This window comes from Egicoccus halophilus, assembly GCF_004300825.1.
GTDB lineage: Bacteria > Actinomycetota > Nitriliruptoria > Nitriliruptorales > Nitriliruptoraceae > Egicoccus > Egicoccus halophilus.
Genome location: NZ_CP036250.1, coordinates 1,061,248 through 1,086,052 on the forward strand (window position 1 = coordinate 1,061,248; position 24,805 = coordinate 1,086,052).

At 73.3% G+C, this 24,805-nt stretch carries 19 protein-coding genes and 1 pseudogene; 5 read left to right on the plus strand and 15 right to left on the minus strand.

Annotated features, from left to right (window positions below):
- Positions 1-8 precede the first annotated feature (8 nt).
- Positions 9-2,924, minus strand: coding sequence for an FAD-binding and (Fe-S)-binding domain-containing protein (locus tag ELR47_RS04825; RefSeq protein WP_370469430.1), 2,916 nt, complete (start codon positions 2,922-2,924; stop codon positions 9-11).
- Between the two features lie 88 nt (positions 2,925-3,012).
- Between ELR47_RS04825 and ELR47_RS04830 the strand changes: the two genes are divergently transcribed.
- Entirely contained in the window at positions 3,013-5,289 is a 2,277-nt protein-coding gene (locus tag ELR47_RS04830) for a thiamine pyrophosphate-dependent enzyme (RefSeq protein WP_205745449.1), read from the plus strand.
- A gap of 71 nt (positions 5,290-5,360) precedes the next feature.
- Here ELR47_RS04830 and ELR47_RS04835 read toward each other — a convergent pair whose 3' ends face one another.
- Positions 5,361-6,989, minus strand: coding sequence for a long-chain fatty acid--CoA ligase (locus ELR47_RS04835; RefSeq protein WP_130648865.1), 1,629 nt, complete (start codon positions 6,987-6,989; stop codon positions 5,361-5,363).
- Positions 6,990-7,176: 187 nt separating this feature from the next.
- Between ELR47_RS04835 and ELR47_RS04840 the strand changes: the two genes are divergently transcribed.
- The 3 genes from ELR47_RS04840 (at position 7,177) to ELR47_RS04845 (ending at position 10,958) form a co-directional block, all read left to right on the plus strand.
- The gene (locus tag ELR47_RS04840; RefSeq protein ID WP_165403850.1) at positions 7,177-8,763 is read left to right on the plus strand and encodes a BCCT family transporter; all 1,587 of its coding nucleotides are present in this window, start codon (positions 7,177-7,179) and stop codon (positions 8,761-8,763) included.
- A 242-nt stretch (positions 8,764-9,005) separates the two neighbouring features.
- Positions 9,006-9,182 carry a hypothetical protein gene (locus ELR47_RS18160; protein WP_165403851.1) on the plus strand — a complete coding sequence of 59 codons (177 nt, stop codon included), beginning with the start codon at positions 9,006-9,008 and terminating at the stop codon, positions 9,180-9,182.
- A 66-nt stretch (positions 9,183-9,248) separates the two neighbouring features.
- A complete protein-coding gene (locus tag ELR47_RS04845) occupies positions 9,249-10,958 on the plus strand; it encodes a long-chain-fatty-acid--CoA ligase (protein ID WP_130648867.1) in 1,710 nt (569 codons plus the stop codon).
- Between the two features lie 90 nt (positions 10,959-11,048).
- Here ELR47_RS04845 and ELR47_RS04850 read toward each other — a convergent pair whose 3' ends face one another.
- The 5 genes from ELR47_RS04850 to ELR47_RS04870 all read right to left on the minus strand — a co-directional run bounded on the left by ELR47_RS04850 (position 11,049) and on the right by ELR47_RS04870 (position 17,980).
- Positions 11,049-13,322 (minus strand): glycoside hydrolase family 3 N-terminal domain-containing protein, encoded by a 2,274-nt coding sequence (locus ELR47_RS04850; protein WP_130651220.1) that lies wholly within the window; start codon positions 13,320-13,322, stop codon positions 11,049-11,051.
- A 211-nt stretch (positions 13,323-13,533) separates the two neighbouring features.
- A complete protein-coding gene (locus ELR47_RS04855; RefSeq protein ID WP_130648868.1) occupies positions 13,534-14,430 on the minus strand; it encodes a carbohydrate ABC transporter permease in 897 nt (298 codons plus the stop codon).
- The gene (locus ELR47_RS04860) at positions 14,427-15,314 is read right to left on the minus strand and encodes a carbohydrate ABC transporter permease (protein WP_130648869.1); all 888 of its coding nucleotides are present in this window, start codon (positions 15,312-15,314) and stop codon (positions 14,427-14,429) included. The genes ELR47_RS04855 and ELR47_RS04860 overlap by 4 nt, the downstream gene beginning before the upstream one ends.
- Before the next feature lie 106 nt (positions 15,315-15,420).
- On the minus strand, positions 15,421-16,731 hold the full coding sequence (locus ELR47_RS04865) for an extracellular solute-binding protein (protein WP_130648870.1): 1,311 nt from the start codon (positions 16,729-16,731) through the stop codon (positions 15,421-15,423).
- 226 nt (positions 16,732-16,957) lie between these two features.
- A complete protein-coding gene (locus ELR47_RS04870; protein WP_205745451.1) occupies positions 16,958-17,980 on the minus strand; it encodes a LacI family DNA-binding transcriptional regulator in 1,023 nt (340 codons plus the stop codon).
- Positions 17,981-18,352: 372 nt separating this feature from the next.
- Here ELR47_RS04870 and ELR47_RS04875 point away from each other — a divergent pair, with 372 nt between their 5' ends.
- The gene (locus ELR47_RS04875) at positions 18,353-18,955 is read left to right on the plus strand and encodes a GNAT family N-acetyltransferase (protein WP_130648871.1); all 603 of its coding nucleotides are present in this window, start codon (positions 18,353-18,355) and stop codon (positions 18,953-18,955) included.
- Positions 18,956-19,041: 86 nt separating this feature from the next.
- Here the strand turns inward: ELR47_RS04875 and ELR47_RS19305 are convergent.
- The 8 genes and pseudogenes from ELR47_RS19305 to ELR47_RS04915 form a co-directional block, all read right to left on the minus strand.
- A pseudogene (locus ELR47_RS19305) lies at positions 19,042-19,603 on the minus strand (cysteine hydrolase family protein).
- 207 nt (positions 19,604-19,810) lie between these two features.
- The gene (gene thiD / locus ELR47_RS04885) at positions 19,811-20,689 is read right to left on the minus strand and encodes a bifunctional hydroxymethylpyrimidine kinase/phosphomethylpyrimidine kinase (RefSeq protein ID WP_130648872.1); all 879 of its coding nucleotides are present in this window, start codon (positions 20,687-20,689) and stop codon (positions 19,811-19,813) included.
- Positions 20,686-21,318: a thiamine phosphate synthase gene (locus tag ELR47_RS04890; protein WP_205745454.1), complete on the minus strand. Its 633-nt coding sequence runs from the start codon at positions 21,316-21,318 to the stop codon at positions 20,686-20,688. Before ELR47_RS04890 ends, thiD begins: the two co-directional genes overlap by 4 nt.
- 29 nt (positions 21,319-21,347) lie before the next feature.
- The gene (locus ELR47_RS04895) at positions 21,348-22,142 is read right to left on the minus strand and encodes a thiazole synthase (protein ID WP_130651222.1); all 795 of its coding nucleotides are present in this window, start codon (positions 22,140-22,142) and stop codon (positions 21,348-21,350) included.
- 20 nt (positions 22,143-22,162) lie between these two features.
- A complete protein-coding gene (gene thiS / locus ELR47_RS04900) occupies positions 22,163-22,363 on the minus strand; it encodes a sulfur carrier protein ThiS (protein ID WP_130648874.1) in 201 nt (66 codons plus the stop codon).
- A complete protein-coding gene (thiO, locus tag ELR47_RS04905; RefSeq protein ID WP_130648875.1) occupies positions 22,360-23,493 on the minus strand; it encodes a glycine oxidase ThiO in 1,134 nt (377 codons plus the stop codon). Before thiO ends, thiS begins: the two co-directional genes overlap by 4 nt.
- Positions 23,490-24,131 (minus strand): thiamine phosphate synthase, encoded by a 642-nt coding sequence (thiE, locus tag ELR47_RS04910; protein WP_205745455.1) that lies wholly within the window; start codon positions 24,129-24,131, stop codon positions 23,490-23,492. Before thiE ends, thiO begins: the two co-directional genes overlap by 4 nt.
- Before the next feature lie 165 nt (positions 24,132-24,296).
- On the minus strand, positions 24,297-24,791 hold the full coding sequence (locus ELR47_RS04915) for a YbjN domain-containing protein (protein ID WP_130648876.1): 495 nt from the start codon (positions 24,789-24,791) through the stop codon (positions 24,297-24,299).
- Positions 24,792-24,805 lie beyond the last annotated feature (14 nt).

Genomic DNA, 24,805 nt, shown 5'->3' on the forward strand with positions numbered 1-24,805 from the left:
CCGACACCTCAGGCCGGCGCGGGCGGGCGGGTGACCGCCTCGAGCAGTTCCAGCACGTGGCGGTAGCTGCGTCCGGTCGCCCGGCTGAGCCCGAGCTCGCAGGTGCGGTTGACCGACACGTGCGCGTCGGCCGACAGCCCGCGCACCGCGGCCGCCTCGGCCGCGGTGGCGCTCGCGGTCAGCTCCGGATGCAGCAGACCGCGGTCGCCGGCGAAGGCGCAGCAGCTCCAGTCGACCGGTTCGTGCACCACCTCGGCGGCCGCCGCAGCGACCCGGCGCAGCGCGGGATCGACGCCGAGCTGGGTCGACGAGCAGGTGCGGTGCAGCACGGCCGAGCCGACGCGTGCGGCGGGTGGCAGGCGGGGGAGCACGATCTCGTCGACGAAGACGACCGCGTCGACCACCCGGATGCCGGTCCCGGCGAGCAGGCCGGTCAACCCCTCGGTGCACGAGCTCGCGTCCACCACCACCGGCAGTGCGCCGTCACCGGTGGCCGCCAGCAGGGCGGGGACCACCCGGTCGCGCATGGCGGCGTGTCCCGCGGTCAGGCCCTTGGACTTCCACGGGGTGCCGCAGCACAGCGCGGCGATGCGCTCGGGCACGCGGACGGCCACCCCGGCACGCTCGCACAGCGCCAGCAGCGCGTCCTGCACCCCGGCGACCGGGGTTGGCGCGCTCCCGGCGCCGTCGGCGGCGGAGTCGACCCCACCGGCGGCGGCGTCGGCGGGGCCGAACAGGGTGGAGATGCAGGCCGGGAAGACGACCGCCCGCGCCTGCGTCGCCTCGCGCGGCCGGCGGCGGGTGCCACCGGTGGGGAGGTCGGGCGTCCACGCGGGCACCGTCTCGGCGCCCAGCGCCGCCCGGGCGGTGCGCGTCGCCACGACCGGCAGCGGCGCCGGCACGGCGCGGGCCACACTGAGCGCGGCCGCGCCGGCCCGGGTGGCGCCGTCCCAGTGGCGGGCGGCACCGGCCCAGGCCCGCTGCTCGAGCGGTCCCCGCTGTTCGGCGCGCAGGCGTCGCGTGAGTGCGCCGGTGTCGATCTGCACCGGGCAGGCGGTCGCGCACATGCCGTCGACGGCGCAGGTGTCGTTGCCGTCGTAGCGGTACTCCTCCTCGAGCCGTGCGAGCAGGGCCGTGTCACCGGCCTCGCGGGCCAGTGCCATCTCGCGGCGCAGCACGATCCGGCGCCGCGGCGTGGTCGTCAGGTCCTGGCTCGGGCAGACGGGCTCGCAGTAGCCGCACTCGACACAGCGGTCGACCTCGGCCTCCACGGTCGGGGTCGGCTTGAGCGCGCGGACGTGCGCCCTCGGGTCGTCGTCGAGCAGCACGCCCGGGTTGAGCAACCCGTTCGGGTCCACCAGCCGCTTGAGCTCGCGCATCACGTCGTAGAGCTCGTCGCCGTACTGACGACGGACGTAGGGCGACATCATCCGGCCGGTGCCGTGCTCGGCCTTGAGCGTGCCGCCGTGGCCGAGCACCAGCTCCACCAGGTCCTCGGTGAAGGCGAGGTAGTGCTCGAGCCGCTCGCCGCGCGCAAAGTCCTCGTTGAGCAGGAAGTGGACGTTGCCGTCCTTGGCGTGGCCGAAGATCACGCTGTCGCGGTAGCCGTGCCGGTCGAACAGCGACGTCAGCGCCTCGCAGGTCGGCAGCAGGCGTTCGACCGGCACCGCGACGTCCTCGAGCAGGGCGGTCGTCCCCGACGGGCGCGCACCGGCCACCGCGGCGTACAGGCCCTTGCGGATGTGCCACAGCGCCGCGCGGGCCGCCGCGTCGGGGTCGAGCGCCCCCGGCGTCGACAGCGGCAGCCCGGCGAGCACCCCGGCGGTCGTGGCGGTGCGTTCGGCGAGTGCCTCGGCGGTCGGTTCCTGGTGCTCCACCAGCAGCGCGGCCTGCCGGTCGACGGCCAGTGCCCGCAGCGCCGGGATCGCCTGCGGGTCGCGCTGGGCGACGCGCAGGCTGGTCGCGTCCAGCAGTTCGATCGTGGCCAGCTCGGCGGCCACGAGGGCCGGCAGGGAGGCGGTGGCGGCCGCGAGGTCGTCGAACAGCAGCAGTGCGGTGGCGGCGTGCGGGTGGGCGGGCACGGTCGCGAACGTGGCCTCGGCGACGAACGCCAGCGTGCCCTCGCTGCCGACGGTCAGGCGCAGCAGCAGTTCGACCGGATCGGTGTGGTCGAGGAAGGCGTTGACGCCGTACCCCATGGTGTTCTTGATGGCGAACAGCTGCCGGATGCGCCGCACCGAGTCCGGGTTGCCGCGCACCCGGTCGCGCAGGCGGACCAGGCCGGCGTGCAGCTCCGGTTCGAGGGCCCGCAGCCGCGTGTCGGCGTCGGGGGCGGCGGTGTCGACCACGGTGCCGCTGGGCAGCACCAGCACCGCCGACTCGAGCGTGCGGTAGGTGTTGAACTCGGTGCCGCAGGCCATGCCGCTGGAGTTGTTGGCGACCACGCCGCCGATGGTGCAGGCCGACTCGCTGGCCGGGTCCGGACCCAGCTTGCGGCCGGAGGGGGCCAGGCGCAGGTTGACGGCCCGCACGGTCGCGCCCGGGCGCACCCGCACCCGGCGGCCGTCGTCGAGGACCTCGACGTCGCGGAAGTGGCGGCGGGTGTCGACCAGCACCCCGTCCGCGATCGCCTGTCCCGACAGGCTGGTGCCGCCCGAGCGGAACGTCAGCGGCACCCCGTGCGCGGCGCTGACACGCAGCAGCGCCGCGACCTCGGTCGCGTCACGCGGCGTGACCACCGCCTGCGGGACGAGCAGGTAGTGGGAGGCGTCGTGGGCGAACGACAGCCGGTCCGAGGCGCGGGTGGTGACCGCCCCGGGCGCCGCCCGCTCGAGGACGGCCGTGAGCGCGTCGTCGCCGGTGAGCAGGTCGCCGGCGGGGCCGGAGCGGCGCGCGGCAGAGGCGGTGCCTGCGGACACGGACAGCTCCTGCCGAAAGACGACCCCCCGAGGCTACCGACGTGGGGGCGCCGCCCTGCTAGACACGGCGGCGCCCCGTCCCAGGAGCCAGGACATGACCTCGGATCGCGTGGCCGTCGTGGAGGCGGCCCTGGACCGGGCGCTGGCCGACGTCGACGCCGCAGCGCACGCGTCGCCGCCGGCCGCGCTCGCCCCCGACGACGCCCTGCCGTCGGCGCCGTCACTGACCGTCGGGCGGGCCGTGGCGCTGTTCGAGGACATGGTCCGCTCCCGGGTGCTGGACGTGGTCGCCCGCGAGCTGAAGGCCGACGGGGTCGGCTACTACACCATCTCCTCGGCGGGACACGAGGCCAACGCGGTCGTCGGCGCCCTGCTGCGTCCGACCGACCCGTGCCTGCTGCACTACCGCTCCGGCGGACTGGTGATGGCCCGCGCCCGGCAGCTGGGCACCGACGGGATCGAGGACACCCTCGCGAGCCTGTGCGCGAACCGCGACGACCCGGCCTCGGGTGGCCGGCACAAGGTGTGGGGCTCGGCGACGGGCTGGATCCCGCCGCAGACCTCGACCATCGCCTCGCACCTGCCCAAGGCGGTCGGTGCGGCACTCGCCATCGGCCGCGCCGGCCGGGGCACCCACCCCCTGCCGATCCCGGACGACAGCGTGGTGCTGGCCTCGTTCGGGGACGCCTCGGCCAACCACGCCAGCGCCCTGACGGCGTTCAACAGCGCCCGCTGGGCCCGGCGGCGGGGCAACGGCGTGCCGATCGTGTTCCTGTGCGAGGACAACGGCATCGGCATCTCGGTGCCCACGCCCGCGCGCTGGGTCGAGACCACGTTCGGTCGGCTACCCGGCCTGCGCTACCACCGTGCCGAGGGGGAGCTCGACGAGGTCTGGGCGAGCGTCGAGGCGGCGCTCGACGACTGTCGCGACCAGCGGGCGCCGGTGTTCCTGCACCTGCCGACGGTGCGGCTGTGGGGGCACGCCGGCAGCGACGTCGAGTCGGCCTACCGCCCGCTCGACGACATCCGCGCCGCCGAGGCCGACGACCCGCTGCTGCGCACCGCCCGACGGCTGCTGGCCACCGGTGCCGCGACGCCCCGGCAGCTGCGCGGGATCGTCGAGGCCACCCGTGCCCGGGCCCGGGCACGGGCCCCCGAGGTGGCCGCGCGTCCCCGGCTCACCCGCGCGGCCGAGGTCGTCGCACCGCTGCCGCCGCTGGATCCGCGCGGTGAGCACCGTGACGTCACCGCCCCGCCACCCGTCGACGCGCGGGCGCGCCGCGAGCTGTTCGGGGACGCGCTGCCCGAGCAGGCGGTGGCGCCGACCCGGCGCACCATGGGGGCGTTGCTCAACGCGGCGCTCAAGGATGAACTGCTGCGGCGGCCGAACACGCTGGTGTTCGGCGAGGACGTGGCCCGCAAGGGCGGCGTCTACCACGTCACCGCGGGCCTCCTCGACGCCTTCGGTCCCCGGCGGGTGTTCGACACGCTGCTCGACGAGACCACCGTCCTCGGCGTCGCCCAGGGCACGGCGCTGCTGGGACACCTGCCCGTCCCGGAGATCCAGTACCTCGCCTACCTGCACAACGCGCTCGACCAGCTGCGCGGCGAGGCCTGCTCGACGTCGTTCTTCTCCAACGGTGCCTACCGGACGCCGATGGTGGTGCGCATCGCCGGGCTGGCCTACCAGAAGGGCTTCGGGGGACACTTCCACAACGACCACGCGATCGGCGCCCTGCGGGAGATCCCCGGGCTGGTGCTGGCGGTACCCAGCCGCGGCGACGACGCGGCGCGCATGCTGCGCGGCTGTCTCGCGCTGGCGGAGCACGAAGGGCGGGTGGTCGCCTTCCTCGAGCCGATCGCGCTCTACCACGAACGCGACCTGCACACCCCCGGCGACGGCGGCTGGCTGAGCGACTACCCCGACCCGTCCGAACTGCTGCTGCCCGGCGAGGTCGGCGTGCACCGGCCCGAGGCCGACGACGTGCTGCTGGTCACCTACGGCAACGGCGTACGGATGTCGCTGCGGGCCGCCGAGGCGTTGCGCGGCCGGGGGATCGAGGCCCGCGTGCTCGACCTGCGCTGGCTCAACCCGCTGCCCACCGCGGCGCTCGAAGCGCACGCCGCGGCGTGTCGGGCGGTGCTCGTCGTCGACGAGTGCCGGCGGACCGGCGGCGGGATCGCCGACGCCGTGATCGCCGCCCTCGCCCGCAGCGGCGCCCGCCAGCCACTCGACAGTGTCAGCGCCGAGGACAGCTACGTCCCGCTCGGACCCGCCGCCGACACGGTGCTGGTCGACGAGGCCCAGGTCGTGGCCGCGGCCGAGGCGCTCGTCGCCCACGACCGGAGCGCAGCGCCACCGCACCGCTGAGTCCGGGGGCCGAGGACGGCTCCTCGCGCCCGACGACGCCTCGACCTGGTCCGCCCGACCCGACGTACCCCTCAGCCGTCGGCGCGGACCACCTCGAGGTCGCCCGTCTCGAAGCTGCCGCGCAGGTCCTTCTTGGAGAACTTGCCCACGCTGGTCTTCGGGATCTCCGTGACGAACGTGTAGCGCTCCGGCAGCCACCACTTCGCGACCCGGTCGGCGAGGTAGGCGTTGAGCTCCTCCGCGGTGGTCGTCGCCCCCGCCCGCAGCACCACCGCGGCCAGGGGGCGCTCGTCCCAGCGCTCGTCGGGCACCCCGATGACGGCCGCCTCCACGACGTCCGCGTGGCCCATGATCGCGTTCTCGAGGTCGACGGAGCTGATCCACTCGCCGCCGGACTTGATCACGTCCTTGGTGCGGTCGACGATCTGCAGGAAGCCGCGGTCGTCGATCGTGCCGACGTCACCGGTGCGCAGCCACCCGTCGGCGGTGAACCTGTCCGCGTCGTCGGCCTCGCCGTGGTAGCTGGCGGCGATCCACGGGCCGCGCACCTGGATCTCGCCCATCGCCGTGCCGTCCCAGGGCAGCTCGGTCCCGTGGGGATCGACGATGCGGGTGTCGACACCCGGCGCGACCCGTCCGGTCTTCGCCCGCCAGTCGATCGACTCCTGCGGGTCGGTGCCTGCCGGCGGGTTGGCGACCGCCCCCAGCGGGGACATCTCGGTCATGCCCCAGGCCTGCACGATCTCGACCCCCCAACGGGTCTCGTAGGCCTCGATCAGCGCGCGCGGGACGGCGCTGCCGCCCACGACCACCCAGTCCAGCGACGACAGGTCGATGTCGGTCTGCATGCCGTACTGGAGCACGCCGTTCCAGACCGTCGGGACCGCCGCCGAACAGGTCGGCCGCTGGTCCTCGATGAAGGCGACCAGCGGCTCGGGCTGCAGGTACTGCGCCGGTTGCAGGATGTCGGCGCCCAGCATCCAGCCGAGATAGACCAACCCCCACGCGTTGGCGTGGAACTGCGGCACCACCAGCAGCAGCCGGTCGCGGTCGCTGATGCCCAGCCCGCCGACGGCGGCACCGAACGTGTGGGTCCAGTTGGAGCGGTGCGAGTACACGACCCCCTTGGGGTTGCCGGTCGTCCCGCTCGTGTAACACATCGCCGCGGCCTGGCGTTCGTCGAGCTCGGGCCAGTCGTGGCCGGGCTCCTGGGCGGCGAGCAGGTCGTCGTAGCGGACGACCTTCTCGGCCGGCAGCGCGGAGGCGTCACCGTCGCCGACCACCACGAAGTGCTCGACCTGCGGGATCTCGTCGAGCACCCGGGCCAGGGCGGGGACCAGGGTGTCGTCGACGATCACGACCCGGTCGCCGCCGTCGTTGACCACGTACGCGAGCTGGTCGGGGAACAGGCGGATGTTGAGCATGTGCAGCACGGCGCCCATGCACGGGATGGCGAAGTAGGCCTCGAAGTGCTCCTGGGAGTTCCAGCAGAACGTGCCGACCACGTCGCCCTCACCGACGCCCAGCGAGGCGAGGCCCCTGGCCAGCCGCCCCATCCGCTCGTAGGTGTCCGTGAACGTGACCTCACGGGCATGGTCGCCCTGCCACGTCACGATCTTCGCGCGTCCGTGGACCTTGCGACCGTGCTCGAGGACCTGTGTCAGCGTGAGCGGGTGGTCCATCATCGTGCTGCGAACCATGGGCCTCTCCTCCGGCGGACAGCGACCCGTGGCCCAGGTGGCCCGAGGCCGTGCTCCTGCACCCTAGATCGGCCCCGCGAGCGGGGGACGCCGGCCGCGCCCGTCCGCTGGACGGTGGGGCGGCGGTGCCCTCGGGCTGGTAGACCCTGCGGAGTTCCGACCGCCTACCGTCACCCGTTGGAGCATCGTGGACACCGAGTCGGCACCATCCCGCCCGACGCCGCTGCGCCGCCTCCTCGGGGACGCCGCGAACCTGCCCGTCTTCGTCACCTCGGCCGTCCTGGTGGTGGCCCTGGCCGTCTTCGGGGTCGTGGCGCCCGACGCCGCCGACCGGGTGTTCGGCGGGGTACAGGGCTTCATCGTCGACGAACTCGGGTGGTTCTACTCGCTGGTCGCCAGCTGCTTCCTCGTGTTCGTGCTGTGGACCGCGTTCGGGCGCTACGGCAACGTCCGCCTCGGCCCCGACGACGCACGCCCGGACTACGGCTACGTCACCTGGTTCGCGATGCTGTTCAGCGCCGGCATGGGGATCGGCGTGCTGTTCTGGTCGGTCGCCGAACCGCTGAACCACTTCGCCACCCCGCCCTACGGCGACGCCGAGACCCCGGCCGCGGCGCAGCGGGCGGTCAACCTGACGTTCCTGCACTGGGGGCTGCACGGGTGGGCCATCTACGCGGTCGTCGGGCTCGTGCTGGCCTACGTCGTGTTCCGGCGCGGCCTGCCGATGGCGATGCGCTCGACGCTGCAGCCGCTGCTCGGCGACCGGGTGTACGGCCCGGCCGGCCACGCCATCGACGTCTTCGCCATCCTCGGGACCATGTTCGGGGTGGCCACCACCCTCGGCATCGGTGCCCAGCAGGGGGCGGCCGGGCTCGCGCACCTGTTCGACCTCGAGGCCACGCTGAACGTGCAGCTGTGGATCATCGCCCTGGCGACCGCGGCGGCGCTCGTGTCGGTCATCTCCGGGCTCGACCGCGGCATCAAGCGGCTGAGCCAGACCGCGTTCGTGCTCGGGTTGGTGGTGCTCGCCTACGTGCTGCTGCTCGGCCCGACCGGGTACGCCCTGACCGCGACCGTCGAGAGCATCGGCCGCTACGTGCAGACCCTGCCCGAGACGGCGCTGCGGGGGACCGCGTACGCCGACCCGGACTGGATGGCGGACTGGACGCTGTTCTACTGGGGCTGGTGGCTGGCGTGGTCGCCGTTCGTGGGCATCTTCATCGCCCGCGTCTCCCGCGGCCGGACCATCCGCGAGTTCGTGCTCGGCGTGCTGTTCGTGCCGACGCTGGTGATCTTCCTGTGGTACGGCGTGTTCGGGCACCTCGCGCTGCAGCGGGTGCTCGCCGGCGACGAGCGCCTGCTCGACACCGCGATCGACAACCTGCCCGCGGCGATCTTCGTGTTCTTCGAGGCCTTCCCGCTGTCGACGGTGGTGTCGCTGGTCGGGCTCGTCGTGATCGCGGTCTACTTCGTGACCTCGTCGGACTCGGCCTCGTTCGTGATCGACATGCTCGCCTCCGGGGGCGACCTCGACCCGCCGCGGCGCACCCGGGTGTTCTGGGCCGTCGCCGAAGGACTGGTCGGCGCCATGCTGCTCGTCGCCGGTGGGCTGCAGGCGATGCGCACCTTCCAGATCACGACCGGCCTGCCGCTGGCGTTGCTGCTCATCGGGATGTGCGTGGCCATGACCCGGGCGCTGCGCACCGAACGGCGCCACGGCACGGCCGGGGCGCGCGGTCGGCCCGAGAGCGACCCCCACGTCGAATCGACCTGAGTTGCGACCGTGACCGGTCGGTTCGAGGGCGACCGTGACCGGTCGGTTCGAGGGCGACCGTGACCGGTCGGTTCGAGGGCGACCGTGACCGGTCGGTTCGAGGGCGACCGTGACCGGTCGGTTCGAGGGCGACCGTGACCGGTCGGTTCGAGGGCGACCGTGACCGGTCGACGGCGTCCGGGGGCAGCCGGCACGGCGGTCGTCTGCTGCCCTCGCCACCTGACGACCCGTGGAGGAACCAGATGAGCCAGGACCCGACACCGGTGCACCCGGACGAGCTCGAGCAGCGCCAGGGCCTCGACGGTGCGATCGAGGACGACGGCGTCGTGGGTGACCTGCCCGACGACACCCCGGCCACCCCCGACGTCCTCGAGCAGCAGCAGGTCGTCGAGTACGACGAGGACGACCGGCCGGTGTGACCGGCGAGTCCGTCCCTACCGGACCGTAACCTCCGTCGCCGGAAACCGCCGGCGACCGGAGACGACGTGACCGACCCCCGCCCCTGGCTCGCGCAGTACGCCCCAGGCGTCCCGCACGAGGTCGAGGTACCCGACCGCAGCCTGGTCGACCTGCTCGACGACGCGGCGCGCCGCGTCCCTGACCGGGCCGCCCTCGACTTCCTCGGCGGTACGACGACCTACGCCGAGCTGGCCGCGGCGGTCGACCGCGGCGCCGAGGTGCTGCGCGCGGCGGGCGTCACGGCGGGGGACCGGGTCGCGCTGGTGCTGCCCAACTGCCCCCAGCACGTGGTGGCGTTCTACGCCGCCCTCCGCCTCGGGGCGGTCGTCGTCGAGCACAACCCGCTCTACACCGCCGACGAGCTCGAGCAGCAGTTCGCCGACCACGGCGCCCGCGTGGTCGTCGCCTGGGACAAGGTCGTCCCGGTCGTCGACGAGCGTCGCGGGTCGACCGCCGTCGAGACGGTCTTCGCCGTGGACCTCACCCGGGCGCTGCCGTGGACCAAGCGCCTCGCGCTGCGTCTGCCGGTCGCGCGGGCGCGGGCGACCCGCGAGGCGATGACCGGACCGGCGCCCGGCGCGCGCGACTGGGACCGTGAGGTCGCCGCGGCCGCCCCGGTGTCGTCGGGACACCCCCGCCCCGCACCGACGGACGTCGCGCTGCTGCAGTACACCGGCGGCACCACCGGCGCGCCCAAGTTGGCGATCCTCTCGCACCGCAACCTGTTGGCCAACGTGCTGCAGTCGCGGGCCTGGGTCCCGGGCCTGCGCGACGGCGACGAGGTCTTCTACGGCATCCTGCCGCTGTTCCACGCCTACGGTCTGACGTTGTGCCTGACCACCGCCGTGTCGATCGGCGCGACGATCGTGCTGTTCCCGCGCTTCGACGTCGACCAGGTGCTCGACGCCACGCGACGTCGCCCGCCGACGTTCCTGCCGGCCGTCCCGCCCGTGTACGAACGCCTCGCCGAGCGTGCCGAGGCGACCGGCGCGGACCTGTCCTCGGTCCGCTACGCGATCTCGGGGGCGATGTCGCTGCCCCCCGCCATCGTCGAGCGCTGGGAGGCGGTCACCGGCGGGCTGCTCGTCGAGGGCTACGGGATGACCGAGACCTCACCCATCGCGCTCGGCAACCCCATGTCGTCGGCGCGACGACCCGGGACGGTCGGCGTGCCGTTCCCGTCCACCGAGATCCGGGTGGTCGACCCGGAGGACCCGGACACCGACCGGCCCGTGGGCGAGGCCGGTGAGCTGCTGATCCGCGGACCGCAGGTGTTCGCCGGCTACTGGAACCGGCCGCAGGAGACCGCCAGGGCCCTGCACGCCGGCGGCTGGGTGCGCACCGGGGACGTCGTGGTGCAGGACGCCGACGGATTCGTCACCGTCGTCGACCGGATCAAGGAACTGATCATCACCGGGGGCTTCAACGTCTACCCCTCCGAGGTCGAGTCGGTGCTGCGACTGGCACCCGAGGTGGACGACGCGGCGGTCGTCGGCGTGCCGGGCGCCGGAGGCGGCGAGGAGGTCGTCGCCGCGGTCGTCTGGCGAGGGGAGCCCGGCGAGCCCGAACGGCTGCGCGCGCACTGCCGTGAGCACCTGGCCGGCTACAAGGTCCCGCGGCGTGTCGTCGCGATCGACGCGTTGCCGCGGACCCAGATCGGCAAGGTGCTGCGGCGCGAGGTCCGCGACAGCGTGACCGCGACGGCTGACCGCGACCCCGGTGACCGCGACGGTTGACCGCGGCGGCGGACCGTGACGCCAGTCGCCGTCCGGGGTGCGGGAGGGACGCACCCCGGACGGCGTCGACCGGACGTGACCGGTCGAGGACTACGACACCTCGACCTGCGAGTCGAACACCTTGGTGTCGACCCGCAGCGGCTCGCCGGTGATCGTGAACGCGCTGGACACGTCGAGCTCGACGCTGGAGCGCCCGACGTGGACCTCGACCTCACCCGGCTCGACGACGAAGTCGAACGCCCGGTCGTAGAAGCCGAGCTGGGTGGTGTCGAGGCGGAAGGTCACCGTGGCGCTCGCCCCCGGCTCGAGGTGCACCCGCGTGAAGCCACGCAGCTCGAGCACCGGCCGGGTCACCGAGGTGCCCCGCGAGCGCGTGTAGCACTGCACGACCTCGTCGCCAGCGACCTCGCCGGTGTTGCGCACCTGCACGGTGACGCCGACCTCGTCGCCGGCCGCCACCTGCTGCGCGGACAGCTCGCCACCCGACACCTCGAAGGTGGTGTAGCTCAGGCCGTGACCGAACGGGTAGCGCGGCGAGGACGGCTCGTCGACGTAGTCGCCCTTCCAGTGCGAGCGGCCACCGGAGGTCTTGTGGCCGTAGTACACCGGGACCTGGCCGACCGAGCGCGGGAAGGACACCGGCAGCTTGCCGCCGGGCGTCACCGCGCCGGTGACGGCCTCCGCGATGGCCGGGCCGCCCTCCTCGCCGGGAAGCCAGGCCAGCAGCACGGCCCGGCAGTGCTCGTGCAGCCAGGTGCTGCCCGCGGGGCGACCGACGACGAGTACCGCGACGACCGGGGTGCCGGTCTCCGCGACGGCCCGCACGAGCTGCTCCTGCACGCCGGGCAGGTCGAGACTCGAGCGGTCGCGGGTCTCGCCCGAGGTCGCGTCCCAGGTCAGGCCGGCACGGTCACCCACGACCACGACCGCCACGTCGGCGTCGCGTGCGGCGGCGACCGCGTCGGCGAAGCCGTCGGTCGACGGGTCGGTCAGGTCACAGCCCGGGGTGAAGGTCACCTCGGTGTCGGGCAGCTGCTCGCGCAACGCGTCGAGCACGCTGGTGATCGGCACGGTCTGCGCGTGCAGGTCCATGCCGTCGGGCATCGGGACCCCGAAGGTGTTGTCCTCCTGCATCTCGCGCAGCGAGTCGATGTGCGACGGGTAGGCGTAGTCGCCGATGAGGTTGCGACTGCTGTCGGCGTTCGGACCGATCACGGCGATGCGGGCCGTCGACGGCGCCAGCGGCAGCAGCGCGTCGTCGTTCTTGAGCAGCACCAGCGACTGACGGGCGATGTGGCGGGCCAGCTCGCGCTGTTGCGGCGTGTCGAACGGCTCGGCGGCGTCGCGGTCGACGTAGGGGTGCTCGAACAGGCCGAGCTCGAACTTGAGCTTCAGCACCCGGCGGACGGCCTCGTCGACGACCGCCTCGTCGAGCAGCCCGGTCGCCAACGCCTGCGCCAGCGGACCGTCGTAGCAGTCGGTGCTGGGCAGCTCGACGTCGATGCCGGCCTCGAGCGCCATCGCGGCCGCGGCCGCCTTGTCACCGGCGACCTGGTGGTACTCCCACAGCTGGGCGACCGAGAAGTAGTCGGACACCACGATGCCGTCGAAGCCCCACTCGTCGCGCAGGATCGTGGTCAGCAGCTCCCTCGACGCCCCGCACGGCACGCCGTCGAGCTCGTGGTAGCCGTTCATCATCGAGCGCAGGCCGGCCTCCTGGACCGCCGCCTCGAACGGGGACAGGAACACCTCGCGTAGCTCGCGCGGCGGGATGTGCGCCGGCGCCCAGTTCATCCCGCCCTCGGACACGCCGTAGCCGACGAAGTGCTTGCCGGTGGCGGCCACGCCGGTCGGACCCAGCTCGCCCTGCATGCCGCGGACGAACGCCACGCCCATGCGGGAGATCAGGTAGGGGTCCTCGCCGTAGGTCTCCTCGAGCCGGCCCCAGCGGGCGTCACGGCACACGTCGAGCACCGGCGCGAGGCCCTGGTGGGCACCGCCGGCGCGCATCTGGCGTCGGGCCACGTCGGCGACCGCCGCGGCGAGCTCGGGCTGCCAGGTGCTGGCGATGCCGATGGCCTGCGGGAAGATGGTCGCCTCCCGGGCCATGAAGCCGGCGCAGTTCTCCTCGTGGACCATCGCCGGGATGCCCAGACGGGTCTCCTCGACGAGGTAGCGCTGGATCTGGTCGGCCAGGTCGGCGGCCTCGACGGCACCGAGGTCGCTCGCTCCCGAGATACGGGTGATCTGGCCGAGACCGAGGTGGAGCAGCTTCTCGGCGGCGGTGCGCGAGAGCTGCTTGCCCTCGAGCAGTTGGAACACCCAGGCGCTGCCGAGCTGCGCGCGCTTCTCCTCCGGCGTCATCCGCGCCAGCAGGTCGGCGACGCGCTCGTCGAGGGGACGGTCAGCGTCCTGGTAGGGCAGCGGGGCCGAGTCGGTCGGCGTCTGCGTGGTCACGGGCACAGCTCCTGGTCACCGCCGGCGGCCGCAAGGCATCGGCCGCCGGGCGGGAGGTGGATCGGGGACACGGGTGAGGGGTCAGGCAACCGGACGCGCACCGCGGCGTGGGCGGTGGTCAGCCCTTGAGGGCACCGGCCATGATGCCGCGCGTGATGCGTTCCTGACCCAGCAGGTAGGCGATCACCAACGGCAGCGCCGTCAGCGTGAGCACCGACATCACGACGGGGACGTTGTTGCCGTACTGGCCCTGGAAGTCCCAGATGGCCAGCGGCAGGGTGCGGTTGGCGCGGCTGGTGGTGAGCACGAACGCGAAGACGAACTCGTTCCACAGCACCACGCCGTTGTAGATGGCGACGGTGATCATCCCGGGGCGGGTCAGCGGCAGGACCACCGACCAGAAGCGGCGGACGGGCCCGGCGCCGTCGACCCGCGCGGCCTCCTCGAGCTCGCCCGGGATGGCCTGCATGAAGCCGGTGAGGATCAGGACCGACACCGGCACGTTGAAGGCGACGTAGGGGCCGATCAGCGCCCAGATCGAGTCGTAGATGCCGAGGTCGCGGGTGAGCAGGAAGATCGGGATGAGGGTCACGTGGATGGGGACGATCAGGCCGGCGACGACCAGCGCGAACAGCGGCGTGCGGAGCTTGAACGGGATCCGGGCGAACACGTACGAGGCCATCGCGCTGACGAGCAGCACCAGGACGACCGAGATGCTCACGACCACGGTGGAGTTGCGCAGGAAGACGAAGAAGTCGTTCTCGAGCACGAGCCGGAAGTTCTCCAGCGTCGGATCCTGCGGCCAGGCCCACAACGCCTCGGTGAGCAGTTCGAACTGCCCCTTGAACGAGGTGAGCACGAGGAACGCCAGCGGTCCGCCGGCGATCGCGAGCCACAACAGCGCGAGCGCGACGAGCAGGCCCTTGCCGGCCAGACGCGTCGGCCGGAGCCGGCGCCGCCGGTCGGGGCCGTCGCCGGAGCGCGTGGCGGTGGACGGTGCGGTGGCGGTGCTCATCCTCGCTCCTCTGCCTTGCGCCGCTGGGTGCGCCAGGCCATGAAGATCAACGACGCGACCAGCACGGTCAGGAACAGCGCGGAGGCGATCGTCGAGCCGTAGCCGACCTGGTTGGCCCGGAACGCCGAGCGGAACATGTAGGTGGCCATCAGTTCGGTCGCGTTGACCGGTCCACCCTGGGTCATCACCCAGACGATGTCGAAGTACTTCAGCGAACCGATGATCGACAGGGTGACGGCGACACCGATCACGGGCTTGAGGGCGGGCAGTGCCACCCGGAAGAAGTACTGGCGCTCCGTGGCACCGTCGATCAGGGCCGCACCGCGCAGGTCCTCGGAGAGGTCCCCGAGTGCCGCCGCGAACAGGATCATGTAGAACGGCACGAACTGCCAGATGACCACCACGATGACGGCGAACAGGGCCGTCTCGGGCTCGCCGAGCCACGCGCGGGTGAGGTTGCCGAGACCGACGGCCTCCAGCCCGCGGTTGAGCATGCCGAAGTTGGGGTTGTAGACGTTGGTGAACAGCACCCCGATGGCGACCGTGGACAGCAGCATCGGGATGAACCAGACCGCCTGGAGGATCTTGCCGAGCCGGTTGTGCAACCGGTCGAGCAGGACGGCCAACGCCATCGAGATCGGGATCTGGATCCCGATCGAGAGCACGATCAGCAGGACGTTGTTCCGGAAGGCGAGCCAGAACACCGGGTCGTTGGCGAGCCGGCTCCAGTTCTCCATGCCGACGAAGTCCCGGACGGGGCTGACGCCGTTCCAGGAGAAGAAGCTGAGCTGGACCGTCTGCCCGATGGGCCAGAGCAGGTAGACCGCGATGAACAGCATCGCGGGTGCCAGGAACGCCGGGACGATCAGGCGTTCGGCGTCCATCCAGCGCCGTCGGCGGGAGCCCGACCCCGGCGGAGGACGCAGTGCGTCCTCCGCCGGGGCGTCGGCACTCACCGCCGGTGTGGTCGGTTGCCGCACCGGCATGGTGTCACTCCCCGAAGTACTGGACCGCGGCGGCCTCCATCTGTGCGGCGGCCTCCTCGGGCGTGATGCTGAGGGCGAACAGCGCCTGGGTGGTGCTCAGGTGCACGTCGGCGAGCTCCGGCGGCAGGAACTGGTCGTACCAGAGCTGCACGCTGTCGGCCTGCTCGAGGATCGAGAACACCTCGGCCGTGACCTCGTCCTCGGCCTCGAAGCCCTCGACCGGCGGGATGCGCCCGTTGTCGACGCGGGCCTCGACCGACTCGTCGTCGATCAGGTACTGGATGACCTCGAACGCCTCGTCCTGCAGTTCGCAGTTGCTCGACACGTGGTAGAAGTTGTCGCCGATGGTGCCGACGACGTTGGTCGGGTCACCGTCGCCCTCCTCGATGGCGGGGAAGGTGGTGACGCCGATGTTCTCCTCGAAGAACTGCTCGTTCTCGCCCCGGAAGATGTTGATGTTCCAGTTGCCCATCAACTCCATGGCGGCGTTGCCGGCGTAGATCAGCTGCCGCGACTCGCCGGCGTCCCAGTCCATGCCGTTGAAGCCGGAGGCGAAGGCGTCGCGCTCGACGAGCTCCTGCAGGCGCTCACCGGCCTCGATGAACACCGGGTCCTCGAACGATCCGCCGGTGCGGTTGGCGGCGGCGGCGAAGGTGTCGGGACCGCCGAGCCGGTCGGCGATGTACATGTAGTACATCGAGCCGGTCCAGGGCGCCTGGTTCGCCAGCGCGAACGGGGCGATCCCGGCCTCGTTGAACGCGTCGACGACCTCGAGCAGCTCGTCCCAGTCCTGCGGCGGCTCGAGCCCCTGCTCCTCGAACAGCGAGCGGTTGTACCAGACCAGCGCGGCGGCGCTGTTCTCGACCGGCACACCGTAGACCCGGTCGTCGATCTCCACGACCGACCAGGCCGCGTCGACGAAGCGGTCGCGGTAGCCGTCCTGCTCGACGTAGTCGGTGAGGTCGACGACCTGGCCGGCGTCGACGTACTCGGCCAGCGTGCCACCGCCCCAGGACGGGAAGATGCACGGCGCCTCGTTGGCACCCACCGCGACGCGGATCTGGGTCTTGTAGCTGTCGTTCTCGATCGCGGTGACGTCGACGTCCACGCCCGGGTTGTCGGCCTCGTAGCGGGCGACGGCGTCGTCGATCAGCGCCTGGTCGGCGACCTCGGTCTGGATGTGCCAGAGCGAGATCGTGCCCTCGGCGTCGCCGTCGGTCCCCGCGGCCTGCTCGTCGCCGTCGGTGGTCGCGCCGTCGGGCGCGACCTGCTCGTCGCCTCCGCCGCAGGCGGTGGCCGCCAGGGCCATCGCCATCGCGACCGCGGCGCCTCTCCTCGTGTGGTGTCTCACCGGTGTTCCCTCTCCCCAGTGGATCGATGGATGGATTGCGGTGGTGCTGCCGGACCGTCCGGCATCGTTGTCGAGAACGTTTTCATGACGTTCACGGGTCCCCGTTCGTTGCTCGGTCGTGGCGGCCCTTTCGGTTCCCGGCGGCTGTCGCTGGCACGCGCCGTTCCCGGCGGGCGCGCCACGAACACCGTCAGTCGAGCGAGACCGCGCGGGTCGAGGCGCGTTCCACGAGCTCGGTCGGCAGCGTGAGCTGGACCGGGGCACGGGTCGGGTCCTCGATCTGCGCGAACAACAGCTTGGTGGCCTCGTAGCCCATCTGTTGGACGGACTGGTCGACCGTGGTCAGTGGTGGATCCGTCAGCGCGGCCTCGGGCAGGTTGTCGAAGCCGATCACCGACAGTTCGTCAGGCACCCGCAGGCCCCGCTCACGTGCCGCGAGCAGGGCGGCGATCGCCGACTCGTCGTTGGCGGCGAAGATCGCCGTCGGCGGCTCGGGCAGGTCCAGCAGGTCGGTGGCACAGGTGAGCGCGACCTCGCGCGTGTAGTCACCGATGCGCACCAGGGTCTCGTCGAGGGCGAGTCCGGCCGACTCGAGCCCGTCGACGTACCCCGCGTGACGGCGCTGCGCACTCTCCAGGTCGGGCCGGCCACCGATGAAGCCGATGCGCTGGTGGCCGAGCTTGGTGAGGTGGTCCATCGCGATGCGGGCGCCGTCGTAGTTGTTCGAGGCGATGGCCGGCAGCCCCTTGGCGCCGATGTGCGGGTCGATGGCGACGATCGGGGAGTCGGTCGTGATCTCCATCACCGTCGGGGTCACCAGGATGGTGCCGTCGGTCAGGGAGCCGTTGAGACGCGCCACGAGGCGACGTTCCCAGCCGGGGTGCTCGTAGGTGGTGTGTCCACCGGCCGAGTACACGATCAGGTCGTACTCCGACGCGTGGATCGCCCGCGCCGCGCCCTTGAGCAGCTCGGTGCTGAAGGGCTCGAGGTCCATGATGATGACCCCGATGACGTTGGTCCGCCGGCTGCGCATGCTGCGGGCGACGAGGCTGCCCTCGTAGCCAAGCTCCTCGATCACCGTGCGCACGTGCTCGACGGTCTTGGCCGCGACGCCGTAGCGGTTGTTCATCACGCGCGAGACCGTGGCGACGGACACGCCGGCGGCTTCCGCCACGTCGGTGATCGTCACCGTCCTGCGCGTGGTGTTCGCCACCTGTCCCTCCCGGTGCGGCGCTCGGCCGCGGATCCCTGCCGCCTCCTCCCGGTGGGCGACACCGTTCCCCACTCCTCCCCGGGGACCGCCAGGTCCGCGGAATCTCGCGGACCAGTGGTCCGAGAAATCGTTGTCGAGAACGTTTACACACGCTACGGGACCTCCGGCGCCGTTGTCAACGGCTTCGCGCTGGGAAGTGCGGCGGCAGGCCCGGACGGCACCGAACGGGTCCGTGGTCACACCGGACCCGCCGGCTGCGGGCCCGCGCCGGGTGCGCAACCGGCCTCGGACGTCGCGAGGAGTTCGCGCGCCAGAAACGGGCCGGCAACGCGCCCCCGGCAGGCTGCGCCCGCAGCAGTCGAGGAGGTGACGTTGACGATCTGCATCCGGGCAGCCGATCCGCGTCGGGACGCGGCACCCGTCCAGCGCATCTACGCCGAGGCGGTGGTGAGCTCACCAGCGACGTTCGAGCTGTCGCCGCCGACGGTGGCCACGATGTGGCAGCGCATCGAGGACGCCCAACGCGAGCACCGCTTCCTGGTCGCCACCCGGGACGGGGCCTGCCTCGGGTTCGCCACGTCGGGAGCGCACCGAGCGCGGGCGGGCTACCGCGGCGCGGTCGAGACCTCGGTGTACGTCACGGCCGACGCACGGCGCGGCGGGGTCGGGATCGCGCTGTACCGGGCGCTGCTGCGCGAGCTGCTGGACCTGGGTTTCCGCCGGGCACTCGCGAGCGTGACCCTGCCCAACGAGCCCGCCGTGCGGCTGCACGAGACGCTCGGTTTCGCGCACGTCGGGGTCTTCACGGCCGTGGGCTTCAAGCTCGGTGCCTGGCACGACGTCAGCTGGTGGCAACGCCCGCTCGAGCTCACGACGGCCGTGCCACGCCCCGCCGCCACGCCGGACGGTGCGGGCGAACGGGCGCCGAGGACCGGCCCCGGGTTCGCGGGGGTGGAGTCCGCGGCACTGCCCTGACGCCGAGCGTCACGAGCGTCGCCGAGCCGCTGCCGCGGGGCTGCCGTGCGGTCGGGCCGCGGACCGATGGGCCGCAGGTCGCGAGCTCATCCGAGCGTCGACGCGGTGGGCCGCAGCACCTCGGCGGTCGAGACCACCGCGGCGAACTCGTCGTGCAGGTTCGCAGCCGTCACCCGCCGGATCGTCTCGGCCGGCACCACCTCGCCGTCGGGCCCTCGACGGTCGAACGCCACGGTGGCGTCGAGGACGAACCGGACGGCGTAGCCGAGGTTGCCGGCCATGCGCGCCGTGGTCTCGCAGCAGTGGTTGGTCGAGATGCCGCACACGGTGACGGCGTCGATGCCGCGCTCGCGCAACCAGGTGTCGAGGTCCGGCTCACCGTAGAAACTCGAGTTCACGGTCTTGGTCACCAGCAGGTCGGCGTCGCCGGCGACGGTCTCGAGCAGGTCATTGCCGGGTCCGGCCCGGACGGAGCGGGGAGTCGGGCAGGACCGAGTCGTGCCGGACGAGCACGATCGGCGCACCACGCTCGCGCCAGGCGGCGAGCAGGGCGGCGATGTTGGACTCGGCGTCGACGTCGTCGCGGCGCCCCCAGGCCGGATCGGCGAACCCGCGCTGGACATCGATGACGATCAGGGCGTCGGACATGGCACGGCTCCTGCACGGCGAGCGGTGGACGGCGAGGACGCAGCGTCGCGGGTCGCGCCCGCCACGACCACCGGCAGTGCCGCCAGGTTGCGCAAGCTCGCTGCCAGTCGGTGCCTCACGTCGGCAGGCGTGTCTCCGCCGTCGCGGCCTCGTCTCGTCCGTCGCGGCCTCGTCTCGTCCGTCGTGGCCTCGTCTCGTCCGTCGTGGTCAGCCCGCGACCGTGATGCCGAGGTGGTCCAGCGGTCCGGGGCCGCCACCCAGACGCCAGCCGGCGGCCCGCTGCAGACAGGTGGTGACGTAGTCCTTGGCGGCGGCCACCGCGTCGGCCGGGGCGTCGCCGCGGGCGAGTCCGGCGGCGGTCGCCGCGGCGAACGTGCAGCCCGTGCCGTGGACGTTGGGCGTGTCGATCCGGGCGGCGTCGAGCAGGTGCTCCTCGCCGTCGGCCAGGACCACGTCGACGGCCCGGGGACCGTCGAGGTGGCCGCCCTTGACGACCACGACCCGGGTGCCGGTGCCGGCCAGGTCGCGGGCGGCGGCCCGGGCGTCGTCGAGCCCGGTGATGCGGCGGCCGGTGAGGACCTCCGCCTCGGGGACGTTGGGCGTGACCACGCTCGCGAGCGGCAGGAGCCGTTCGACGTAGGCGGCCACCGCGGCCGGCTCGAGCAGCCGGTGCCCGGTGGCCGACACGAGCACCGGGTCGACGACGAGTTGTGGCAGTCGGCCGTCCGCGGCGGCGTCGGCGACCAGCCCGACGAGCTCGGTCGTGGCGAGCATGCCGGTCTTGACCGCCACGACGGGCAGGTCGTCGAGGACCGCCGCGAGTTGCCGCTCGACGCTGGCGGTCGGGATGACGTGCACGTCGCTGACGCCGCAGGTGTTCTGGGCGGTGACGGCCGTGACCACCGTGGTGCCGAAGCAACCGAACGCGGCGAAGGCACGCAGGTCGGCCTGCAGGCCGGCGCCGCCCCCGGAGTCCGACCCGGCGATGCTGAGCGTGACCGGAGGGGTGGGCGTCGGGGACGCATCGAGCGGGGTGGGCGTCGGGGACGCATCGAGCGGGGTGGGCGTCGGGGACGAGTCCGTCATGGGCGTGCTCCGGTGGTCGAGGAGGGGGCCGCCGCCGCGAGGGCGGCCAGCAGGTCGGCGACGAGCGCGTCGGGGGCGTCGGTGCGCATGAGCGCGCCCATCACGGCCACGCCCCACGCGCCCTGCGCGAGCCAGTGGGGGACCGAGGCGACGTCCACCCCGCCGAGCGCGAGGACGGGCGTCGCGCCGGCCTCGGTGGCCAGGCGTCGTACGCCCCCGGTGCCGAGCGCCGGCCCGTGACCGGGCTTGGACCGCGTGGGGGCGACGGGGGCGACCACGAGCGCGTCGAGCCGGTCGCGCACGCCCGCGCGAACCTCGTCGCGGTCGTGACAGGAGCGGGTGAGCAGACCCGGCCGCACCCCGGTGGGGAGCGCCTCGTGCGCCGCGAGGTGCACGCCGGCGGCACCGACCCGCGCGGCGAGCACGGGGTCCCCGGCGATCAGCAGGCGGATCCCGCGCGGTGCGAGCCGCTCGGCGAGGCGGCCGGCCAGACGTGCCCGGGGGCCGGCGGGCAGGTCGCGGTCGCGCAGCAGGACCGCGACGTCGTCGGCGGCGCCGGTCGGGACCACCTCGACGGCCGCGGCGAGCGTGTCGACGAGATCGGCGCGTGCCTGTCGACGGTCGGTCACCAGTAGCAGCCGCGGGACCGGTGGGCGGGTCACGGCGTGCCCGACGCGGAGCCGAGCTGCGGCCGCCCCACGTCGGTGGTCGAGGCGACCGCGAAGCGACGGCGGGGGATGCGTCCGGCGCGGCGTGCGAGCCATCCCGCCTCGACGGCGCAGCGCATGGCGCGGGCCATGGCGGGCGGGTCCTGTGCCCGGGTGACGGCCGAGGCGAGCAGGACGGCGTCGCAGCCCGCCTCCATGGCCAACGCCGCGTCGGAGGCGGTCCCGATGCCGGCGTCGAGGACGACGGGTACCTCGAGCTGCTCGCGGATGATCGCGAGGTTGGTGGGGTTGGCGATCCCCATGCCGCTGCCGATGGGGGAGCCGAGCGGCATGACGGCGACGCAGCCGAGGTCGGCCAGCCGCAGGGCCGTGACGGGGTCGTCGTTGGTGTAGGCGAACACCTCGAAGCCCTCGTCGACGAGGGTCTCGGCGGCGTCGAGGGTCTCGACGACGTCGGGCAGCAGCGTGTGCTCGTCGCCGATCACCTCGAGCTTCACCCGGCGGGTCCCGAACGCCTCGCGGGCGAGCCTTGCCAGCTGGACGGCCTCGGTCGCGGTGGCGCAGCCGGCGGTGTTGGGCAGGACCTCGACACCGGTGCGCTCGAGCAGGTCGAGCAGGGAGCCGGGACCCCGGTCGGTCACCCGCCGCAGGGCGACGGTGACCAGCTCGGTCCCCGAGGCGGCGACCGCCTGTTCGAGGACCTCCAGGTTCGTGATGCCGCCGGTGCCCAGGATCAGCCGGGACGTCAGGGTCAGGCTCCCGATGCGCAGCGGCGGCAGGAGCACGTCGGTGGCGTCGGACACGGTCAGCCTCCCTGGACAGCGCCGACGAGCTCGACGGTGGCGGACGACGGCAGCTCGGTGGCGTCCCAGGCGGTGCGTGGGACGACGGTCCCGTCGACGGCGACCGCCACGCCACGGCGGTCGGGAACGGTCGCGTCGACGAGTTCGCCGACGGTGGTGCCCGCGGCGACCGGGATCGGTCGGCCGTTGAGGACAATGCTCATGCGCGTACCTCCGAGAAGCGGCGGGGGTCGACCGACGAGAGGTCGACCGCCGGCGTGCGGTCGGTGAGCAGGTCGGTGACGGCGTCGGCGGTCAGGGGCGTGAGCAGCGCGCCGTTGCGGTGGTGACCGGTGGCGAGCAGCAGCCCGTCGAGCTCGGTCGGACCGATCAGCGGACGGTTGTCGGGGGTCGCCGGACGCAGGCCGGCGCGGGTGTCGAGCAACGTCAGCTCGTCCACTCCCGGCATCACCGCCACCGCGTCGTCGAGCAACTGACGCACCCCACCGGCGGTGACGCGGACGTCGTGGCCGCGTTCCTCCTGGGTCGCGCCGACCACGAGCCGGCCGTCGTCACGGGGCACGAGGTAGACGGTCCGCCCACGGGCCAGGGCCCGCACGGTGGTGACCGGCCGGGGCTCGTCCCGCCCCGCCCGCAGCACCAGCAGCTGGCCCTTGACCGGCCGCACCGGCGGGCGCACGCCGACGGGGAGCCCGTGCAGGTCCGCCGACCAGGTACCGGCCGCGAGCACGACCTGCCGTGCCGAGAGCGATGAGCCCTCGGCCAGTCGCACGCCCCGGACCCGGCCGTCGGCGTGGTCGAGCGCGGTCGCGTGCTGGCGTTCGAGCCGTACGCCGGCGCGGGTCGCCGCGACCAGCAGCGCCCGGACGACCTGTTGGGCGTCGACCCGGTGGTCGTCGCGCGCCAGCACGCCGCCGCGCACCCGCGGGTGGAGCAGGGGCTCGTGTGCGCGACAGTCACGACTGCGCAGGCGCGTCACGTCGAGCCCCAGTCGCTGCTGGAAGGCCAGCAGTTCGTCGACCGCCGCCAGGTCGTCGCCGTCGAGCGCGACCAGCAGGGTCGGATCGTCGCGGTAGCCGACGTCGATGCCGCTGGCGCGCCCGAGGTCCGCGGCGAAGTCGGCCCACGACCGCGCCGAGAGGGTGTTGAGCGCGAGCAGGGCCTCTTCGCCGTAGGCCGCTTCGGTGACCGGCGCCAGCATGCCGGCGGCGACACCCGAGGCCCCGCTGCCGGGGTCGGCGTCGACGAGCGTCACGTCCACGCCCCGGGCGGCAGCGCGCCAGGCCACGGCCAGGCCGACCAGCCCGCCACCGACGACGACCGTGTCGGTCATGCCCCGTCCGCCGTACCGGCGTCGGCCAGCGCGTCGAGCAGCGCAGCCGTCGCGGTGGCCGGGTCGTCCGCGTCGGCGACCGCGCCGATGACGGCGATCCCGCGGGCGCCGGCCTCCACGACCTCGGCGACGCGCGCCACCGTGATACCGGCGATGGCGACCACGGGGACGTCGACGGCCTGCACGACCTGTCGCAGGCCGGTGAGGCCGAGCGGGGCGGGCAGGCCGTCCTTGGTCGTGGTGGCGTGGACGGGGCCGACCCCGAGGTAGTCCGCGCCCTCGGCGACCAGCCGACGGGCCTGCGCGGGATCGCGTGCCGTGCCGCCGACGAGGCGGGTAGCGACGAGCCTGCGGGCCACGGCGACCGGGAGGTCGTCGGCACCGAGGTGCACCCCGTCGGCGTCGGCCGCGAGCGCCAGGTCGATGCGGTCGTTGACGATGCAGGTCGCCGACGCCTCCCGGCACCGCTCGACGACCGCGCGTGCCAGCGTCAGCCGGTCGCGGTCGCGGCCGTGCTTGGTCCGCACCTGGATGCACGGGGCACCGGCCGACAGGGCCGCCGTGACGGTCGCGAGGACGTCGCGACCGGGACGGTCGTCGGTGATGACGTGCAGGGGCGGGAAGCTCGGAACCCGCACGACGCGCTCCCTCCGCCGGCATGACCCGGATCAGGTTCCGAGGTACCGCGCCCGCCCGGCGCGATCTCAGCCCCCGGTCCGGCGGGCTCCCTCGGCGTCTGCTGCGGGCACCGTAGCGAGGGCGTGGCGGGCGTGCCACCCACGGCGAGGCAGCGCTCCACGCCGTCAGGTGGCGTCGGCCTCCGCGACCTGCAGGCGTCGGTCGGCCTCCTCGACCTCGCCGTCGAGCACGGCGTCGAGCGCCGGCAGGTAGCGGTCGAAGGCCGCCACGTTGTGTTCGATCAGCGAGGCGAGCAGCGTGCCGGTGAGCTGGTCCGCGCCGTGGTCGAGGCTGGTCTTGAACCGCAGCTCACCGTCGGCGAGGTCGAGTTCGAAGTTGCCGATCAGCAGCCCGTAGTTGGCCCGCGTCAACAGCGTCGCCATCGCCGCGCGGTGTCTGGCGGGCACCTCGCGCGGGTGCAGCGAGTACACCGCCACCTGGGGGGCCGGGTCGCCGGAGCGGCAGTAGACCTCCCAGCTCCCGTGCTGGCCGGCGTGGGGGAACACGGCCGTGGCGAGCTCGGGCAGGACCCGGACGTCGAGGTCGGACGCGTCGAGCATGCGGACCAACCAGGCCAGTCCGCTGCGGCGCCGTGACGTTCCCGCCTTGCCGTCGTTCATGCCTGGTCCGTGGG

Bases quoted from the DNA above. Each gene is read 5' to 3' on its own strand.
- ELR47_RS04830 (WP_205745449.1), top strand. From the start codon at position 3,013: ATGACCTCGGATCGCGTGGCCGTCGTGGAGGCGGCCCTGGACCGGGCG.
- ELR47_RS04835 (WP_130648865.1), bottom strand. From the start codon at position 6,989: ATGGTTCGCAGCACGATGATGGACCACCCGCTCACGCTGACACAGGTC.
- ELR47_RS18160 (WP_165403851.1), top strand. From the start codon at position 9,006: ATGAGCCAGGACCCGACACCGGTGCACCCGGACGAGCTCGAGCAGCGC.
- ELR47_RS04850 (WP_130651220.1), bottom strand. From the start codon at position 13,322: ATGACGCCGGAGGAGAAGCGCGCGCAGCTCGGCAGCGCCTGGGTGTTC.
- ELR47_RS04855 (WP_130648868.1), bottom strand. From the start codon at position 14,430: ATGAGCACCGCCACCGCACCGTCCACCGCCACGCGCTCCGGCGACGGC.
- ELR47_RS04860 (WP_130648869.1), bottom strand. From the start codon at position 15,314: ATGGACGCCGAACGCCTGATCGTCCCGGCGTTCCTGGCACCCGCGATG.
- ELR47_RS04865 (WP_130648870.1), bottom strand. From the start codon at position 16,731: ATGGCGATGGCCCTGGCGGCCACCGCCTGCGGCGGAGGCGACGAGCAG.
- thiD (WP_130648872.1), bottom strand. From the start codon at position 20,689: ATGACGGACTCGTCCCCGACGCCCACCCCGCTCGATGCGTCCCCGACG.
- thiS (WP_130648874.1), bottom strand. From the start codon at position 22,363: ATGAGCATTGTCCTCAACGGCCGACCGATCCCGGTCGCCGCGGGCACC.
- thiO (WP_130648875.1), bottom strand. From the start codon at position 23,493: ATGACCGACACGGTCGTCGTCGGTGGCGGGCTGGTCGGCCTGGCCGTG.
- ELR47_RS04915 (WP_130648876.1), bottom strand. From the start codon at position 24,791: ATGAACGACGGCAAGGCGGGAACGTCACGGCGCCGCAGCGGACTGGCC.